Source organism: Devosia sp. WQ 349K1 (genome assembly GCF_016595685.1).
GTDB lineage: Bacteria > Pseudomonadota > Alphaproteobacteria > Rhizobiales > Devosiaceae > Devosia.
Window position 1 is genome coordinate 460,448 of record NZ_JAENGO010000003.1, and the last position, 17,642, is coordinate 478,089.

A 17,642-nucleotide genomic window follows, 5' to 3' on the forward strand; every position below is an offset into this window, starting at 1 on the left:
TCCGTTTTAGGACTGCGCCGCAAGGGCAGCTGTACCCCAAGAAAAATTACATACCGCTATAGTTTGGACCGCTGCCACCCTCAGGTGGGACCCATGTGATGTTCTGGGCCGGATCTTTGATATCGCAGGTTTTGCAATGCACGCAGTTAGCGGCGTGAATGCGGAACACCGGCGCGCCACCGTCTTCGCTCATCTCATAAACGCCAGCAGGGCAATAGAGCGGCGCAGGCTCGCCGAATTTTGGCAGGTTTTCGCGGACGGGAATGGTTGGGTCGGCCAGCCTGAGGTGCACAGGCTGGTCTTCGTCATGGGCGAGATTGGCTAGGAACACCGACGAGCTGCGGTCAAAGGTGATTTTGCCATCGGGGCGCGGATAGGTTTTGCCGGGGGCCGATTTGCGCTTGAGCTTTTCGGCGTCGCGCGTTGGCACGCCCGCCAGGTTGAGCGGAGAGGCCTTGAAAATGGTTGAGAACCAAAGATCGGTGCCGATTGCCAGCGAGCCAAAGATGGTGCCGAGCTTGCTCCAAAGGGGTTTGGCATTGGCAACGCCTTGCAGTTCTTTGGCGATACCGGTGCGCATGATCGACTTGCCGAAATCCTCGATCCGATCATGGGCGCGCCCAGAGGCGACCGCAGCGCCGACCGCATCCGCAGCACCGATACCGGAGAGAATGGCGTTGTGAATGGCTTTCAAGCGCGGGGCGTTCATGAAACCGGCCGCGCAGCCGATGAGGCCACCGCCGGGAAACGCGAGGCTCGGGATCGACTGCCAACCACCCGCCGCAATAGTGCGGGCGCCGTAGGATAGACGCTCGCCGCCCTCTAGGAGGCTGGCGATGGAGGGGTGTGTTTTAAAAGCCTGGAACTCATCAAATGGCGAAAGGCTGGGGTCGGCGTAGTCGAGATAGGTGACGTGGCCGACATAGAGCTTGTTGTCTTCGGCGTGATAGACAAAGCCACCGCCATTGGTGTCATTGCCCAGAGGGAAGCCGAGGTAATGATCCACCCTGCCCGGCTGATGTTTATCCGGCGACACCTGCCAAACTTCCTTGATGCCGAGGCCATAGTGCTGTGGGATTTTCGCGAGATCAAAATCCGCGATCACATGTTTGGCGAGCGAGCCGCGCGCGCCTTCGGCGATCAGCGTATATTTGGCCTCAAGGGCGATGCCCTCGGCAAAACCATCCTTGGGATTGCCGTCGCGGTCGCGCCCAAGATCGCCGGTGATGATGCCGCGCACCGGGCCGCTCTCTGATTGCAACACGTCGACCGCAGCGGTCATCGGGAAGATATCGACGCCCAATTCAGTAGCTTGTTCACCCAGCCACTGCACCAAGCGGCCAAGGCTGATGATCACACCATCCTTGGTTTTGAGTTGCGGGGGCACGAGGGCGTGCGGCAGCGGGAAATCACCGGTTTTCGTCAGGAAATGATAGGAATCGCTGGTCACATCGGGGCCGACAGGCGCGCCTTTGAGCCGCCAGTCGGGGATCAGCGCGTCGAGGCCGACCGGATCCATGACGGCTCCGGAAATAATGTGTCCACCGATTTCGGCGGCTTTTTCCACCACGGTCACGGCAATGTCAGGGAAACGCTGTTTGAGGCGAATTGCAGCGGCAAGCCCGGAAGGACCGGCCCCGACAATCAGCACATCTGTGGACAGTATCTCTCTATTGCCGGCTTCAGCCATGTGGATTCTACCTTTGGGGCCCGCGCGCGACTGTTCGCACCCGTTGGGGTGTGACATAACAGGGGCAATGTCTCAAGATCAGCAACTCAACAACGACGAATTGCTCTCGGTTCTCGAATGGTATCGAGCAGCCGGGGTCGACCTCGCCGTGGGTGAGGACGCAATTGATCGGTTTGCGCAGAAGACACAACAGGCTGCCGCGCCGCGCGCTGCTGTACAGTCGATGCAACAGGCGTCCCAGCCTGCAGCCCCGCCGCCGCTGGCGGGACCAATCGGTGGCGACCCGGGTGAAGCCCAAAGATTGGCCGCGGAAGCTCCAACGTTAGAGGCGCTTAAGGCAACACTCGAAAGCTATGACGGGTGTGGCCTCAAGTTTCGCGCCACACAATTGGTGTTCGGCGAGGGCAATCCTGAGGCCAAGATCGTTATTATCGGTGATCCTCCGGGGGCAGATGAAGACCGTGAAGGGCGCCCATTTGCGGGGCGAACTGCAGATTTGCTGACGCGGATGCTCGCCTCCATCGGGCTCGATTGGGACAGCGTTTATGCGCTCAACACCATTCCGTGGCGTCCGCCTGGTAATCGCGCGCCGACGCCAGAAGAGCTTTCTTTGTGCCTGCCCTTCCTGCACCGCCATGTTGAGCTAGTCGGACCCCGCCTCGTGATGACCATGGGCCAGATGGCGACGCAGACTGTGTTCCAGTCCACCAGCAGCATCATCAAGATGCGCGGCAAGTGGCAGGATGTAAGCATTGGCGGCCATACAGTGCCAGCGATTGCGACGCTGCCGCCCGGTTATCTGTTGCGCAACCCGGCTGCCAAGCAGCAGGCTTGGCGCGACCTCTTAAGTTTCAGATCAAGAATGGCAGAATTGTCTCTGCCTTAAGTCTGTGTTCGTACTTGCTCAAAGATAATCCCCGGACTGTTCGCGGTGTGTCGCGTTACGGTCATATTGGACTGGTTGAAGACCAGAATAATTTAGCGGGTACGTTTTGCGGCATGGCTTCCGTCATTAAAATCTACGCCCTGTTCCTCGGCTCAGCACTCCTGATGTTCGGCGGCGGCCTGCAGGGGCTTTTGCTTTCCGTCCGTGGCGCAGAAGAAGGCTTCTCACTGTTTTCGCTCGGTCTGATCGGCACGGGCTGGTCGATAGGCTTTGTGGCAGGCTCTATCTTTGTGCCCTTTGTGGTGCGCAAGGTCGGGCATATTCGCGCCTTTTCGGTGATGGCGGCGATCGGCACTATCACGATCCTGCTCAATCTTTTGATGATCAACGACGTCAGTTGGATCGTGTTGCGCGCGCTCTCCGGCTTCTGTTTTGCCGGCGCGGCAATGATCGTCGAGAGCTGGCTCAATGAAGTGGCTGACAATCGCAGCCGCGGCACCATCTTCTCGATCTACACCACCATCAATATGACCGCCTCGACCATGGGCCAATTGGCCATGTCGGTGACGGGCACTGCGGGCTATATCCCCTTCATTATCGGCGCGATCAGCTTTATCTGCGCGGTACTGCCAACCGCCATGACGTCGAGCCCACAGCCACGTCCTCTGACCTCGGCCAAGCTCGACCTGCCCCTGTTGATCAAGACATCGCCGGTAGCGGCTGTTGCCGCGCTCTGCTGTGGCATGGCCAATGGTGCGTTCGGCACGCTCGCGCCGGTCTACGGCTTTGAGCAGGGAATGGACGCCAGCGGCATTGCGCTGCTGTTTGCCATTGCCGCTATTGCTGGCGCTATCGGACAGATCCCCTTTGGACGCTTGTCCGACAAGATCGACCGCCGCAAGGTTATGGCAGGCCTCGGTTTTGGCGCAGCGGCCGTGGGGCTGCTGGTTGTCCTCTTTAACCCTGGGCCAGGCTTCCTGATGTTCGCGCTATTTGGCCTTTATGGGCTGGCGGCGAACCCGCTCTACCCGATCTCGGTGGCCCATGCGAACGACTTTGCCGTCGATGGGCAATTCGCCAAGGTGGCGGGTGGGATGTTGCTGATCCATGGGATCGGCCTTGCCATTGGCCCGACGGCCGCGTCGATCCTGATGGGGCAAATTGCGCCGATGGCGCTGTTTATGGTGACGGCAACGTTCCACGCGCTGGTCGCCGCCTTTGCACTGCTGCGTATGCGCGCCCGCAAATCGAAAGATGCGTCGGAACGCGCGCCATTCAAACCAATGGGGACTGAGACGCCAGAAACGGTGAATCTTGATCCGCGCAGTGACATCGAAGCGTCGCAGGATTTTTCTGTTGCGAGCGAAGAAGCTGTGCCAGAGGAACTGCGGAACACGAATGGAGACGGCTATGTTCAAGGCAGCAAGGTTTGACGATCGGGCGTTTCGTCCCCTTTCGATAGCGGTCGTGGCGGTTTCCGATACACGTACTCTGGAAACTGACACTGGCGGCGCGCTGTTAAAGTCACTGCTCGAAGCGGATGGTCACACCTGCTTTGAGCGCGTGGTGGTGCGCGACGATGTGCAAAAAATTCGTGCTGTGGTGCAGAGCTTTGTCGCCAACCCCGATGTTGACGTGGTGCTGACCACCGGCGGCACCGGGTTTTCGGGGCGCGATGTGACCCCAGAGGCCATCGAGCCTTTGTTCGATAAGCGCATGGAGGGGTTCTCCGTGCTCTTCCACCAATATTCGGCCACCACGGTGGGCACGAGCTCGATCCAATCGCGGGCGACTGCCGGGTTGATTGGCGAGACCTTTGTGTTCTGCCTACCGGGTTCGCGCGGCGCCTGCCGCGATGCGTGGGAAGGTATTCTCACCCACCAGCTCGATTACCGGCATAAGCCGTGCAACTTCGTCGAGCTGATGCCCCGGCTCTCAGAACGATAACAGCATAAAAAACGGCGCCCGAGGGCGCCGTTTCTTTTTCATTAGTGGCCAGCGAAACCTTCGCCCGGACCTTCGCCTTCCGGCTTTTTGACAAACCAAGCGGCAATCAGCATCAGCACAGTGGCAATGCCACCGCAGATGAAGCTGGCTCGAACGCCTGCGGCCATAGCTTCTACCGGGGCAATGCCCTCAGCCATTTGTGCGGCAGAGGTCAGGCTCATCAGCGCCACGAAGAGCGCGATACCTGCGGCACCAGCAACCTGCTGCACCGAGCTCAGGGTCGCACTGGCGTGCGAGTAGAGCGGCTTAGGAACAGAACCCATGGCGGCGGTGAACATTGGGGTGAAGACAAACGCCAGACCAATGCTCATGATGATGTGGGCGGCGACAACCAGCCAGACCGGGGTATCGGTACCGACGAAGCTGAAGAGCCACATGACAGCGGAAACGGCGAAGACACCCGGCACCATCAGCGGACGCGGACCGTATTGGTCATAGAGGCGACCAACGAGCGGCGCGAGAACGCCCATGATCAGACCACCGGGCAGCATCAGCATGCCGGTCTGCAGCGTATCAAGACCGAGAACCTGCTGGGTGTAGAGCGGCAGCATGATCGAGGAACCGAGCAGCGCAACCATCGCCAAAGAGGCGGTGACCAGCGAGACAGAGTAATTGCCGTGAGTCAGGACGCGCAGATCAAGCAGAGCCTTATCGGACTTCTGCAGCTGGATCTGGCGCCAGACGAAAATGGCCATAGCGACAACGCCGACAACAACTGGAACCCAAGCCGGCATCGACGCGCCCTGCTCGGCGGCGTGTTCAACACTGCCGCCATGACCGCCCCCGCCCAAGCTCGATAGACCGAAGACCAGACCACCAAAACCGAGAGCCGACAGGATCACCGAGATGACATCGAGCGGGGTCTTGCGTGGTTCGGAGACGTTCTGAACCTTGAGGTAGCCGACGACCAGGGTAACAATCGCAATCGGCAGGGTGAAGTAGAACATATAGCGCCACGCGAAGTGGGCGAGGATGAAACCACCAATGGTCGGGCCAATGGCAGGCGCCACCGACATAACGATGGAGATATTGCCCATCACCTTGCCGCGACCATTCGCAGGCACAAGCGACATAACAGTGGTCATCAGCAGCGGCATCATGATCGCGGTGCCAACGGCCTGCACGACGCGACCGACAATCAGCAGCTCAATGCCGGGCGCAATCGCACAAATCAGAGTACCGACCGAGAAAATCGAGATCGACGCCGTGAAAATCGGACGCGTGTGGAAGCGCTGGAGCAAATAGCCAGTGATCGGGATCACAATGGCCATGGTCAGCAAAAATGCTGTCGTCAGCCACTGGGCCGAACCAGCCGTGATGTTGAGATCAATCATGAGCTGCGGAATGGCAACGCTCATGATCGTCTCGTTCAAGAACATGACAAAGGCCGACACCAGCAAAAGGGCTATGACCAGATTGTTGCGCGCCGCATCTTCCGGCTGGTGTGGCGCAGCCTTAACGGCTCCGTCCATCGTCGCTTGCGACATCGTATTACCTCAAAAAATAAGCGCAAACAGAACCGACGACGGGAGGCCGCTCTGGTTCAGTTGCGATGCAGTGTCTAATTTCGGTGTCAGGTCATGTCAGTAGGATGACACTAGGGCATCCAACGCGCCTTGGGCGTCTTGGAGAACTGCGAGTGAGCAAGACAGAGCCAAGTTCTCTATGCCCCTTGCTTCCCTTCGTAAAGTCTTGAAGTGCATGGCAGCCTTGACCATATGACGCACAAAGGCACCTCGCGGAACTTATTTGTTCTTGTTATGTTCTCCTGATTAACCTAATGAGAAGATGTCGGCTGAAGAGCGCGATTCTTCTGTTGGGTTTGAGCTGGAGACACCAGATGGCGCTTTATCAGGCCCCCTCTTTCGAAGCATTGGAACGTCTTAGCCGCAGCAGGGATGCAGACCTGACGCGCCGCGAACTGGTCAACCCGGATCGTATTCGCGGGCGCGGTGCGCAGTCCAATGCCAGTGGCCGATTTGAAGCGTTCCAGCGCGAAAGTTTTGACGATGGTTGGGACAATGTAGAGCCCATGCCGGTGTTCGAAACGGTGGAACACACCGAACGCGCCAAATCGATCATCACCAGCAATGACAGTCCCGATATCGCCTTTGAGCGCTCCATCAATGCTTATCGCGGTTGCGAGCATGGATGCTCTTATTGCTTTGCGCGACCAAGCCACGCCTATCTTGGGCATTCAGCCGGGATTGATTTTGAGCGCGATATTTATGTGAAGACCAATGCGGTTGAGACGCTGAAGGCAGAGTTCGCCGCCAAGAATTATCGTCCAAAGCCAATTGCCATGGGGACCAATACCGACCCCTATCAGCCGGCCGAACGCAAGCACCAGCTGACCCGCGGGATTTTGGAGGTGATGCTGGAGACCAAGCATCCAGTGATGATCACCACAAAATCGGCCCTTATTCTGCGCGATCTCGATCTCTTGGAAAAACTGGCAAAGCTTGGCCTAGCCAAAGTTGCCATTTCGGTGACGTCGATGGATCACAAGCTGAGCCGCAAGATGGAGCCGCGCGCCTCCTCGCCTGCCCGTCGTCTTGAGGCCATTAAGGCGTTGAGTGAGGCCGGGATACCGACCGCAATTTTTGCGTCGCCTATGATCCCGGCGATCAATGATATGGAATTGGAGCGCATTTTGGATGCGGGCAAGGCGCAAGGGGCGATCAGCGCACAGATGATCCTGCTGCGCCTGCCGGGCGAGGTGCGCGATGTGTTCCGCGAATGGCTGTTGCGCCATTTCCCCGATCGCGTGCGGCATGTGCTTTCGCTGGTGCGCGACACGCGCGCGGGCAAAGACTATGACTCGCGCTTTGGCACGCGCATGACCGGCGAAGGCCCCTATGCCACGCTGCTGAGCCAGCGATTTGAGAAGGCTCGGGAGCGCTATGAGCTCGAGGCCAAGCTGCCGCCGCTGCGCAACGATCTTTTCGTTGCGCCCAAGCTCGAAACCAATCAGCTGAGCCTTTTCTAAGCGGCCAGCACTTTTGATTTGATCAGATCGAGCACTGCAGGATTGGTGTAGTCGGGTGTGGCAAGGGTCGCGCCCGCTTTGAGCAGTTCGCTTTCGGAAATGCCGGTGGCAAGGCCAATTGTGGTAATGCCTGCACCTGTGGCAGAGGCTATGCCGGTGCGGGAATCCTCGAAGGCGACGCTTTTGGCCGCCACCGCGCTGAGGTGGCTAAGGCCTGTCAGGTAAGGCAGTGGGTGCGGCTTACCCTGTGCCAAATCATCAGCTGAGATAATGTGTGAAAAATACGACCGCGCCTTAATCCCATCGATGATGAGGTCGGCATTGGCCATTGGGGCATTGGTGACTGCGGCCATGGGAATGGCGTGACTGCGTGCCCATTCGAGTAGATCCATCAAGCCCGCGAGCGGCTCAATCGAAGTCGCGACCAATTCGCGGAACAGCGCTTCCTTGCCGTCGAGAATTTGCTTGCGGCGCTCGAGGCTTTCGCCGGGAATGAAATGGGCAGCGATGGCTTCATTGGCGAAGCCTTGAATATGTTTGGCGTAGATCTCGTGGTCGATGACATGCCCATAGGGGCCAAACACCTGATTGAAAGCCGCGAGATGGATCGGATCGCTCTCCATCAAAGTGCCATCAATATCAAACAGTAAGCCAGCGCCGAGATTAAGGGTCATATCCAAGCCTTCAATTGCGAGGCTCGGTTAGCACATGGCAACAGAGGCGTCATCTCAGGACTTAGTATTGGGCAACCTTGCGCGCGTGCGTAGACATAAAGTCCAGCGAAGCCAGGACGCCTTGTGTCGAAAGGCGCGTTTCGACCGGGCGTATCTGGCCGACGACCGGCACCGAGAGGATGAGCGCGTTGCGCTCTTTCATGTGCTCCAAAACTGTCGCAGACAGCGCTTCATCAGCGATAAAGAACTGATTGATGGTGTTGTCTCGGATTTCCAACGAGGTACCCATCTTCAGCGCAATCGGCGGGAGGTTGGTGAACTTGAGCTGTATGGGTCGCGACTGGTCATAGCTCAGCTTGTCGGCAGCGACGGTGATGGCGATATCGGTTGCGCCATCTAAGCGGTTGAGCACCATTGTCAGCCTATAAACGGGCAGGTTTGCCGAATTCATCTCTTGGCTCGCAGTGCTGGCAAAGCACGAGTAGCCGTACCAAGAGTTCGCTTCTTCATCGATGAAGTTAGGACAGGCAGCGAGCCAATCGCGATTATATTCGCGATATTCGCCCGACGAATGCTGAAACGGCTGAGCGGCGGCTGAGACGCAAAACAGCAATGGGACAAGAGCGAAACCAGATCGACGCACGTGAACTCCTCTCCTTTGCTCCTCAACCAGACTCTTGTATCAACCTGCTGGGCTTGCCGATACCAACAATCGGCTTGGTTTGAGGTATCCCTATGGCAAAGCGAAAAGATCTTCACACAGCTCCAGCAGATCTTTTCACCGCCCCTGTTGCAGGGCCGGACTTTAGCCATGAGACCATGTTGCTCGATCGCGGCGCACTTTATGTCGCCGGTGTCGATGAGGCAGGACGCGGCCCCCTTGCGGGACCCGTGGTGGTTGCGGCTGTTCGCTTAGACCCCAACCGCATCCCGCAGGGGCTCAACGACAGTAAGAAGCTAACCGAGGCAAAGCGCGAAGCGCTTTATGAAGAGATCATGGCCTGCGCCGATGTCGCTATCGTGAGCGCGCCGCCGACGGACATTGAAACCCTTAACATTCGTGGGGCGACGCTTGCGGCTATGGCCAAGGCCGTTGCAGCCCTCCCGCAAAAGGCCGACTGCGCGCTTATCGATGGGCGCGATGTGCCACCGGCCCTGCCCTGTCCCGGAATTGCTCTGGTCGGTGGCGACGGGCGCAGCGTGTCGATTGCGGCGGCATCTATTGTCGCCAAGGTCACGCGCGACCGCATGTGTGCCATTATGGATGCTGACGCGCCCCATTTTGGCTTTTCCGGCCACAAGGGATATGGCACCGCTGCGCATATGAAGGCCTTGAAATTAAACGGCCCATGTCGCCACCACCGCAGTGAATTCGCCCCAATAGCGGCCCTGCTTGCGGCAGGTAATGCGAGAGAATTGGAGAATTAACTCCTCGCTAACCCATTAAGAACGCTCCATTAACTTCAGCACGCTATAACGGGCTTGTTAGTATTGCGTTAGGGTTAAGAGCATGTTGAGTACCGCGCGTACGGTCGCCAAGACCGATGCGGAAAGGGAGACTTCACGTCTTCCGATCGATACTGTCCTCATGGGCGATTGCATCGACCATATGAACAGCTTGCCGGCCGGCTCTATCGATCTCATTTTCGCAGATCCCCCATACAATTTGCAGCTGGAACAGGGCCTCACCCGCCCGGACCAGAGCAAAGTCGACGCCGTCGATGACGATTGGGACAAGTTTGACAGCTTCGCCCATTACGATGAGTTCACACGCGCTTGGATGGCTGCTGCCCGCCGCGTTTTGAAGCCCGATGGGGCGATGTGGGTCATCGGCTCCTATCACAACATTTTCCGCGTTGGCACGGCATTGCAGGACCTTGGGTTCTGGATGATGAACGACATCGTTTGGCGCAAGGCCAATCCGATGCCGAACTTCCGTGGCACTCGCTTTACCAATGCACATGAGACGCTGATCTGGGCTGCCAAAAGCCAGAAGAGCCGCGTCACCTTCAACTATGAAGCCATGAAGCTGGCCAATGACGACACGCAGATGCGGTCTGACTGGCTCTTCCCGATCTGCACCGGCAATGAGCGCCTCAAGGGCGAAGACGACAGCAAGCTGCATCCGACGCAGAAGCCGGAAGCGCTGCTGTTCCGCATCCTGAACGCGACCACTAAGCCAGGCGATATTGTGCTCGATCCATTCTTCGGCACCGGTACAACTGGCGCCGTCGCCCGCAAATTGGGTCGTCACTTTATTGGGATCGACCGCGAAGAAAATTACATCAAGGGTGCGCGTGAGCGTATCGCCGCCATTCGCCCTGGTGTTTTCGAAGCGCTGCAACAGATTAAGCCGAAGCGCAAAGAAACGCGCATTCCGTTCGGTTCCTTGGTCGAACAGGGACTAATTGAAGTCGGCGCTGAACTTTTTGATAGCCAACGACGTTTCACTGCCATGGTTCGTGCAGACGGCTCACTCGTCTCAGGCCACCATCAGGGTTCGATCCACAAGGTCGGCGCTCTGGTGACTGGAGCTGAGTCATGCAACGGGTGGACTTTCTGGCACCACGAACAGAACGGCGCTGTCGCCCCGATTGATAGTCTTCGGGAAGGCATCCGCCAACAACTCGACCGACTTTCTGCCTGAGGTTGACCTCCAAAGCATTCGTCAGGCTACTATATGGCCGCTGGTTCGCCAGCGGCCTTTTTGTTGCTGGGGGATGAGACATGGTGGTCACTATTCGCGCCATCACCTTGGGTGATGCTGCGGGGTATAATGCTGTGCTGGGCGCTGTGGCACGTGAGCAGAAATATCTGCGGATGACCGATGCGCCGCCCATCGAACGCACTCGAAACTTCGTCGCCCACAACATTGAAAGGCGGAACCCACATTTGGTTGCGGTGAACCAAGATGTGGTCATCGGCTGGTGCGATATCTGCCGCGAACCCGATATGGCGAGGCATGTTGGCAGCCTCGGCATGGGCGTCATGAGTGGTTTTCGGGGGAGAGGCGTTGGGAGCGCGCTCATGAAATCGGCACTCGCAGCGGCAAAAGAAGAAGGCTTCAAGCGGATTGAGCTTGAGGTTTATGCCAGCAATACGAAGGCCATTGCCCTTTATGAGCGCTTCGGATTTGAGCGTGAGGGATTAAGGCGCAAGGCCGTGTGCATTCAGAACGCTTGGGACGATGTAGTCCCAATGGGCTTGCTCTGGTTTTAGACGGCGTACTCAAAGCCTGCAGCTGCCAGAACTTTGCGGAAAAGCGTCGGCAGGGCCTCGCCCTTGAGCGCCTGAGGCTCTGCCCACCAGCCTTCAGAGAGTGCATCGTTTGGGACCACGGCAGACCAGACTTCCAGCTCCAGCCGGAAGTGGGTAAAGACATGGACGATTTGCCCGCGCGGGCGCCAGTCGGCGGAGACAGGGTATAGCGGCTCGCCCAGACTATCGCCCCAAACAGACGTCGGCACTTCGGTCATGCTGGCGAGAAGGCCCTTGCTCGGACGAGTACGCAGATAAACATCGCCTGCGCTATCGAGCATGACAAAAGCATGGCCCTTGCGGACAGGCTTTTCGGCTTTGACCGGTTTGACGGGATAGGCCAGCGGCTGCCCCTCTTGGCGGGCTTCGCAGCCATCATGCAAAGGACAAATCAGGCAGGATGCAGTGCGGGGAGCGCAAATCGTGGCCCCCAAATCCATCATGGCCTGGGCAAAATCGCCAGCGCGCGAGGGAACAGCAAGCTGCAAGGCAGAGCGAAGCTCGGGTTTGGCGTCGCGGACCGGTATATCTAGGGCGTAGTAACGAGCCAGGACGCGGTCGAGATTGCCATCAAGGACCGCGATCTCTTCATCAAAGCAAATGGCAGCGATCGCCGCGCTAGTGTAGGCGCCGATGCCGGGTAGACTCTGGAGAGCAATGGAGGTTTGCGGAAATGTGCCGCTATGCTCGGCGACCACCGCGACCGCACAGGCGTGAAGATTTCGCGCCCGGGCATAATATCCCAAGCCCGCCCATTCGCGCAGCACGCTGTCGAGCGGGGCTGCCGCCAGATCATGCACGCTTGGCCAAAGGCTGATGAAGCGGGTGAAATAGGCTTTTACCGCTGCAACAGTTGTCTGCTGCAGCATGACCTCGCTGAGCCAGATCCGGTAGGGATCCGGCTTTATCCCCTGTTTGCGCGCTTCGGGCGAAACGCGCCAAGGCAGATCGCGCGCATGAGCGTCGTACCAGCGCAGAACGCCGTCTGAATCGATGGGATGGGGGGCAGAAAGGGGCATAAGGTGACCTATGCCGGGCACAGTTTTCTGGCAAGCCCCGCAGCATTACCGCGAATTCACTTGTCTGGGTGCCGTCCGTGACCATATTTGGGGCATGGCAGACAAACTACCCGAATATAAGCGGCGCAATAGGGCGACCTCGGTGGCGGACGCTCTGTCGGGCGCGCTCGACCCCGTGCTGCGCAAGCGCGGCTTTGCCGGTCGGGATATTCTTACCCAGTGGCGCAATATAGCGCCGCGCCCCTTTGACGAAACAACCCAGCCGCACAAGCTGAGCTGGCCCAAAATTGCCAATAGCGCTGAAGGCGCTACTCTTTATATCCGCTGCGCGCCGGGCACTGCATTGTTTGCCCAGCACGAAGCGGCCAACATCGCCAAGGCGGTGAACCTCTATTTTGGATATGTACTGGTGGACCAGGTGCGCCTTTCGGCCGAACCGTTCATCGCCAATTCAGGTCCAAAGACCGATAAGGCCTATGTTCCAAGCCCACAAAGCTTGGAAAAAGTAGGCAAGTTGACTGAGACAATCGAAGACGACAGCTTGCGTCAGTCGCTCACAACCCTTGGCCTAGCGCTCGCACGCAGGGCTGAAACGAAACGGAAAACATAGGCGATCAACGCCTGTTGATGTCAAAGCCCTCTTGCCGACACTTTTCTCCAGTGTAGTGTCCGCAAAATTGGAATTAGGAGCTAAACGTGAAGTTCAATCGCCGCGATACACTCATTCTTGCAGCTGCCGCGTCGGCGGTAAGCGTTGCTGGCATATCCGCAGCACAGGCTGCTGATGGTGATATGGTCGATGTTGCCAAGCTTATGGCTCCTGCTGGCGACATTGCTGACAAGTTCGAAGGCAATGCCGACGCGCCTGTTACCGTGATTGAATATGCATCGCCAACTTGCCCGCACTGTGCGGCGTTCCATAACAATGTTTATGGCCCGTTCAAGGAACAGTATATCGAAACCGGCAAGGTGAAGTTCATCGTTCGTCCGTTTGCGCGTAACGCAATCGACGCGGCCATCTTCCTGCTCGCTGAAGCTGCTGGCGAAGACAACTACCACAATGTCATCGCGACCTACTTCAAGACCATGAACGAATGGAGCATGTCGGATAAGCCACGCGACGCGATCTACGCTGTCGCGCTGCAGTTGGGCTTCACCGAAGAGAGCTTCAACGCTGCTCTGACGAATCAGGCTATCTTCACTGGTATCGAAGCGCAGCGCGAACAAGCAGTGAATGAGTTTGGCCTTTCCGGGACCCCGACCTTCTACGTCAACGGCAAGACGCTTTCTGGCGGTAAGTCGCTCGAACAGCTGGCTGAAGCCATCGACCCGCTTGTCCCTGCCGACTTCGTCGCTCCAGCGGCGCAGTAATTCTGCCCTGTCTGAGCAATTTAGCGCAGACATAAGATTTGAGAGGGTGCGCATAGCGCGCCCTCTTTTGCGTTGCCGCGCGCCCTCATGAAATTCCAGCGGCTCAAGCTTCACGGCTTTAAATCCTTCCCCGATGAAAGCGTGCTCGTCATGGAGCCAGGCCTGACAGGCATTGTCGGCCCCAATGGCTGCGGGAAATCGAACCTCGTCGAAGCGATGCGCTGGGTGATGGGCGAAAGCTCATACAAGGCCATGCGCGCCTCGGGCATGGACGACGTTATCTTTTCCGGCTCGGGCAATCGCTCGGCGCGCAATTCTGCCGAAGTGACGCTGGTGCTGGATAATACCGACCGCAGCGCGCCAGCAGCGCTGAACTCAGCCGATGTTTTGGAAGTGACGCGCCGGATTGAGCGCGAAGCCGGCTCTGTCTATCGGGTGAACGGGAAAGAAGTGCGGGCACGTGACGTGCAGATGCTGTTCGCTGACGCCTCCACGGGTGCGCACTCTCCTTCTATGGTGCGGCAGGGACAGATCGGCGAACTTATCTCGGCCAAACCGACGGCGCGACGGGCGCTGCTGGAAGAAGCGGCGGGGATTTCGGGCCTGCATTCGCGGCGGCGCGAGGCGGAAATCCGGCTTCGAGCGGCGGAAACCAACCTTGAGCGCGTTGACGATGTGGTCGCGCAGATCGAAAGCCAGCTTGAAACCCTCAAGCGGCAGGCACGTCTGGCCACGCGGTACCGCGCCCTATCAGGGGATATTCGGCGCACAGAGGCGACACTCTTTCATATCCGCTGGGTTGCGGCGCGCGTCGCCGAGAACGAAACTGAAGCAGCGCAGGCGGTGCTCATTCGTCAACTGGCGGATGCCACCCACGCCGAACACCAGGCCCAAAAGGCCGCCGAACTGGCCGAAGCCGCAGTTGCCCCGCTGCGGGAGCGGGAAGCAGTGACCGGAGCGGTGCTGCAACGCTATACGATTTTAGCGGAGCAATTGGCCGATGAAGCGCGGCGGATGAGCCAGCGGCGTGTTGAGCTGCAAAACCGGCTGCAACAGATCGCAGCCGATGGGCAACGTGAGCGGGGGCTGGTGGCAGAATGCGAAGCGGCGATTGACGCCTATAATAATGAGCGCGCTGATCTCGAATATGAAATCGAAGGATCGCAGGACGAAAGCGTAACTGCCCGCCAAGAGGCTGAGTTGGCGCAAGCCGCGGTCACGCAAGCAGACGCTGCGGCCCGGCAGGCAACCGAAGCTTTGGCGCAGTTGCGCGCTATGCGCAGCCAAACGCAGCGCAATGCCCAAGAGGCAATGACGCGGAAACGCGGCCTCGCCCAGCAATTGGCCGAGCTGGAAAGCGACTATCAGCGTGTGATCGATGCACTCAACGCGGACCAGACCGTTTCGGCACGACGCGATATTTTAGAGGGTGCGCAAGAGGCAGCCGAAATCGCTGAGGCCAATGCACTGGAGGCCGAAGCCAAGGTTCACCTCGCGCAAGAAAAGCTCGATGGCGCGCGACCACGCCTAGGCGAGCTGGAAACGCTGGTGACAAGCCTTGAGGCGGAAGCGGCGACGCTCAACAAAATGCTGGTGACAGGCACAGGGACATGGCCCGCGATCGTTGATGAGCTGCAGGTTGAGCCGGGGTATGAAACAGCGCTCGGCGCGGCATTGGGCGATGATCTCGAAGCTTCATCGGACAGTGATGCGCCGATCCATTGGTCCCCGGCCCTAGACCGCAGTGAAGATCCGAACCTGCCGCAAGGGGCAGAGCCCCTATCGCGCTATGTTTCGGGCACGCCGCAACTCAAACGTCGTCTTGACCAGATTGGTCTTATTGATGCGGCAGACGGCCCAAGCCTAATCCGAGCCCTTAAGCCCGGGCAGCGACTGGTGACACTTGAAGGGGCTGTTTGGCGCTGGGATGGTTTGATTGCTGCCGCTGACGCACCGAGCGCAGCCGCACTTCGTCTGGCGCAAAAGAACCGACTGGTTGAGTTGGACGAAGACATCATTCGCGCCAAGGGCGAACGCAATGCGTGGAAGCGCGAGGTCGATGCTCACGCCACAGCGCTTGACGGAGCACGAGGCAGCGAACGGCAATGCCGGGAAGCGTGGCGCACTGCGCAACACGCTATCGCCACTGCGCAGGCTGAACTCGACAAAGCCCAGCGCGCCCTTTCCGATCTCACCACCCGCAAATCGACACTGGAAGATGCCAAACTCCGCGTGGCGAGCAGTGTGGGTGACGCGGAAATGGCCGAACAGGCCGCGCTCGACGCTTTGGCAGATCTGGCAGACGAAGACGCGATGGCTGCGGCGGCACAGGCGACACAAAGCCATGTCGTTGTTTTGCGCGAAAAAGCCGATGCGGCGCGCCTCAGCCTCAATACGCTCGAATCAACCAAGCGCCTGCGTACGACGCGCCTTGAGCAGTTGACGCGAGACATGGCCTCTTGGCAGCGCCGCCTTGATGGCGCGCGCAATCAATTGGCGACACTTGATGACCGCACCGCCGATGTGCAGGACCAACTCGCCGATATGGCAGATTCGCCAGACGGGTTTGATGAGCGCAAAGCCCAGCTCGATGAGCAAATCGACATCGCCAGCGAGGATCATCAAGCCGCCGTCGAACGATTGAATAATGCACAAACCGCGTGGCGGGAGACCGACCGAGCGGTCAAAGCCGCAAATGATGCTCTCAATAATGTCCGCATTGAGCTTACCCGCGTTGAAGAGCGGCTCAAGGGGATCATCAGCCAGCGCCTGCAGATTGAGCGGCAGACCGAAGAGAACCTCGGCATTCCGGCAAGCCGCACGCTGGAAGCATCAGGCATTCGCCCGGAAGAACCGCTGCCCGCGGAGCAACCAACCGAACACAAGCTCGAGCGGCTCAAGGCCGAACGCGAGCGTTTGGGTGGAGTGAACTTATCGGCAGAGAAAGAAGCCGAGGAGATTCAAGAAAAGCTCGACACCATGGTGCGGGACCGCGACGATATTATTGAGGCGATCGCCAAGCTGCGTGTGGCCATCGGCAATCTCAATCGCGAAGGACGCGCGCGGCTCAATGAAGCCTTCGGCAAGGTCAATGCGCATTTCCAAGAGCTGTTCACCACGCTGTTCGGCGGCGGTACGGCGGAGCTGACCTTTGTGGAAAGCGATGACCCACTCGAAGCAGGTCTGGAAATCATTGCCCGACCACCGGGCAAGAAGCCTCAAACCATGACACTTCTCTCTGGGGGTGAGCAGGCGCTGACCGCCATGAGTCTAATTTTTGCGGTGTTCCTGACCAACCCCGCCCCCATCTGCGTGCTCGACGAAGTGGATGCGCCACTCGATGACGCCAATGTCGAGCGATTCTGCAATTTGCTCGACTCGATGCGACACCGGACCCAAACTCGCTTTATGGTGATTACCCATAATCCAATAACCATGGCACGGATGGATCGGCTTTTCGGGGTCACGATGTCAGAACGCGGGGTCAGCCAGCTCGTTTCTGTCGATCTGCAAACCGCAGAAAGCTACCTAGAGACCGCCTAGGCTCTCGGTAATTCTTAAGAATCTTCACGTGCCGCCACCACTTCGCCACTCTTGCGCGCAGGACAGCATGCCGCACCCCTCAAACATTCAAAATTCAGGCGCGACAACAATAACTTACACAGTCGCAGCGCGCCTTGACACGTTTCGGGGCCACCACTATGTTGCGCGCGACTTAAAGGGCGACCGGAAATCCTCCGGAAAAGCC

General features: G+C 58.5%; 15 protein-coding genes. 10 read left to right on the forward strand and 5 right to left on the reverse strand.

Features of this window, described 5'->3' with window-relative positions:
- Positions 1 to 46 precede the first annotated feature (46 nt).
- Complete coding sequence (locus JHL21_RS08295) at positions 47 to 1,690, reverse strand: electron transfer flavoprotein-ubiquinone oxidoreductase (RefSeq protein ID WP_200212931.1); 1,644 nt, start codon at positions 1,688 to 1,690, stop codon at positions 47 to 49.
- 67 nt (positions 1,691 to 1,757) lie between these two features.
- On the opposite strand from JHL21_RS08295, the gene JHL21_RS08300 reads away from it, so the two are divergent.
- Genes JHL21_RS08300 through moaB form a run of 3 tightly spaced genes read left to right on the forward strand, consistent with a single transcriptional unit; the run spans position 1,758 to position 4,523 of the window.
- The gene (locus JHL21_RS08300; protein WP_200212933.1) at positions 1,758 to 2,576 is read left to right on the forward strand and encodes a uracil-DNA glycosylase family protein; all 819 of its coding nucleotides are present in this window, start codon (positions 1,758 to 1,760) and stop codon (positions 2,574 to 2,576) included.
- A gap of 47 nt (positions 2,577 to 2,623) precedes the next feature.
- Positions 2,624 to 4,009, forward strand: coding sequence for an MFS transporter (locus tag JHL21_RS08305; protein WP_349236807.1), 1,386 nt, complete (start codon positions 2,624 to 2,626; stop codon positions 4,007 to 4,009).
- Positions 3,987 to 4,523 carry a molybdenum cofactor biosynthesis protein B gene (moaB, locus tag JHL21_RS08310; protein ID WP_200212935.1) on the forward strand — a complete coding sequence of 179 codons (537 nt, stop codon included), beginning with the start codon at positions 3,987 to 3,989 and terminating at the stop codon, positions 4,521 to 4,523. Before JHL21_RS08305 ends, moaB begins: the two co-directional genes overlap by 23 nt.
- A gap of 41 nt (positions 4,524 to 4,564) precedes the next feature.
- Here the strand turns inward: moaB and JHL21_RS08315 are convergent, their stop codons facing one another.
- The gene (locus tag JHL21_RS08315) at positions 4,565 to 6,070 is read right to left on the reverse strand and encodes an MDR family MFS transporter (RefSeq protein WP_200212936.1); all 1,506 of its coding nucleotides are present in this window, start codon (positions 6,068 to 6,070) and stop codon (positions 4,565 to 4,567) included.
- A gap of 353 nt (positions 6,071 to 6,423) precedes the next feature.
- On the opposite strand from JHL21_RS08315, the gene JHL21_RS08320 reads away from it, so the two are divergent.
- Positions 6,424 to 7,572: a PA0069 family radical SAM protein gene (locus tag JHL21_RS08320; RefSeq protein ID WP_200212937.1), complete on the forward strand. Its 1,149-nt coding sequence runs from the start codon at positions 6,424 to 6,426 to the stop codon at positions 7,570 to 7,572.
- Here the strand turns inward: JHL21_RS08320 and JHL21_RS08325 are convergent.
- Both JHL21_RS08325 and JHL21_RS08330 read right to left on the reverse strand, forming a co-directional pair.
- The gene (locus JHL21_RS08325) at positions 7,569 to 8,246 is read right to left on the reverse strand and encodes an HAD family phosphatase (RefSeq protein WP_200212938.1); all 678 of its coding nucleotides are present in this window, start codon (positions 8,244 to 8,246) and stop codon (positions 7,569 to 7,571) included. The genes JHL21_RS08320 and JHL21_RS08325 overlap by 4 nt on opposite strands.
- Positions 8,247 to 8,307: 61 nt before the next feature.
- Positions 8,308 to 8,889 carry a hypothetical protein gene (locus JHL21_RS08330; protein WP_200212939.1) on the reverse strand — a complete coding sequence of 194 codons (582 nt, stop codon included), beginning with the start codon at positions 8,887 to 8,889 and terminating at the stop codon, positions 8,308 to 8,310.
- 92 nt (positions 8,890 to 8,981) lie between these two features.
- On the opposite strand from JHL21_RS08330, the gene JHL21_RS08335 reads away from it, so the two are divergent.
- The 3 genes from JHL21_RS08335 to JHL21_RS08345 all read left to right on the forward strand — a co-directional run bounded on the left by JHL21_RS08335 (position 8,982) and on the right by JHL21_RS08345 (position 11,465).
- Positions 8,982 to 9,674: a ribonuclease HII gene (locus tag JHL21_RS08335; RefSeq protein ID WP_200212940.1), complete on the forward strand. Its 693-nt coding sequence runs from the start codon at positions 8,982 to 8,984 to the stop codon at positions 9,672 to 9,674.
- 160 nt (positions 9,675 to 9,834) lie between these two features.
- Positions 9,835 to 10,893, forward strand: coding sequence for a site-specific DNA-methyltransferase (locus tag JHL21_RS08340; RefSeq protein WP_254081992.1), 1,059 nt, complete (start codon positions 9,835 to 9,837; stop codon positions 10,891 to 10,893).
- 80 nt (positions 10,894 to 10,973) lie between these two features.
- Positions 10,974 to 11,465, forward strand: coding sequence for a GNAT family N-acetyltransferase (locus tag JHL21_RS08345; protein ID WP_200212943.1), 492 nt, complete (start codon positions 10,974 to 10,976; stop codon positions 11,463 to 11,465).
- On the opposite strand, the gene JHL21_RS08350 is transcribed toward JHL21_RS08345, so the two are convergent.
- Positions 11,462 to 12,499, reverse strand: a complete 1,038-nt coding sequence (locus tag JHL21_RS08350; RefSeq protein WP_200213048.1) for an A/G-specific adenine glycosylase — start codon at positions 12,497 to 12,499, stop codon at positions 11,462 to 11,464. The two genes, JHL21_RS08345 and JHL21_RS08350, sit on opposite strands and share 4 nt — an antisense overlap.
- A gap of 118 nt (positions 12,500 to 12,617) precedes the next feature.
- On the opposite strand from JHL21_RS08350, the gene JHL21_RS08355 reads away from it, so the two are divergent.
- The 3 genes from JHL21_RS08355 to JHL21_RS08365 all read left to right on the forward strand — a co-directional run bounded on the left by JHL21_RS08355 (position 12,618) and on the right by JHL21_RS08365 (position 17,437).
- Positions 12,618 to 13,133 (forward strand): DUF721 domain-containing protein, encoded by a 516-nt coding sequence (locus JHL21_RS08355; protein ID WP_199531309.1) that lies wholly within the window; start codon positions 12,618 to 12,620, stop codon positions 13,131 to 13,133.
- Between the two features lie 86 nt (positions 13,134 to 13,219).
- A complete protein-coding gene (locus JHL21_RS08360; protein WP_169195886.1) occupies positions 13,220 to 13,894 on the forward strand; it encodes a thioredoxin domain-containing protein in 675 nt (224 codons plus the stop codon).
- A gap of 87 nt (positions 13,895 to 13,981) precedes the next feature.
- Positions 13,982 to 17,437 (forward strand): chromosome segregation SMC family protein, encoded by a 3,456-nt coding sequence (locus tag JHL21_RS08365; RefSeq protein ID WP_200212944.1) that lies wholly within the window; start codon positions 13,982 to 13,984, stop codon positions 17,435 to 17,437.
- Positions 17,438 to 17,642 lie beyond the last annotated feature (205 nt).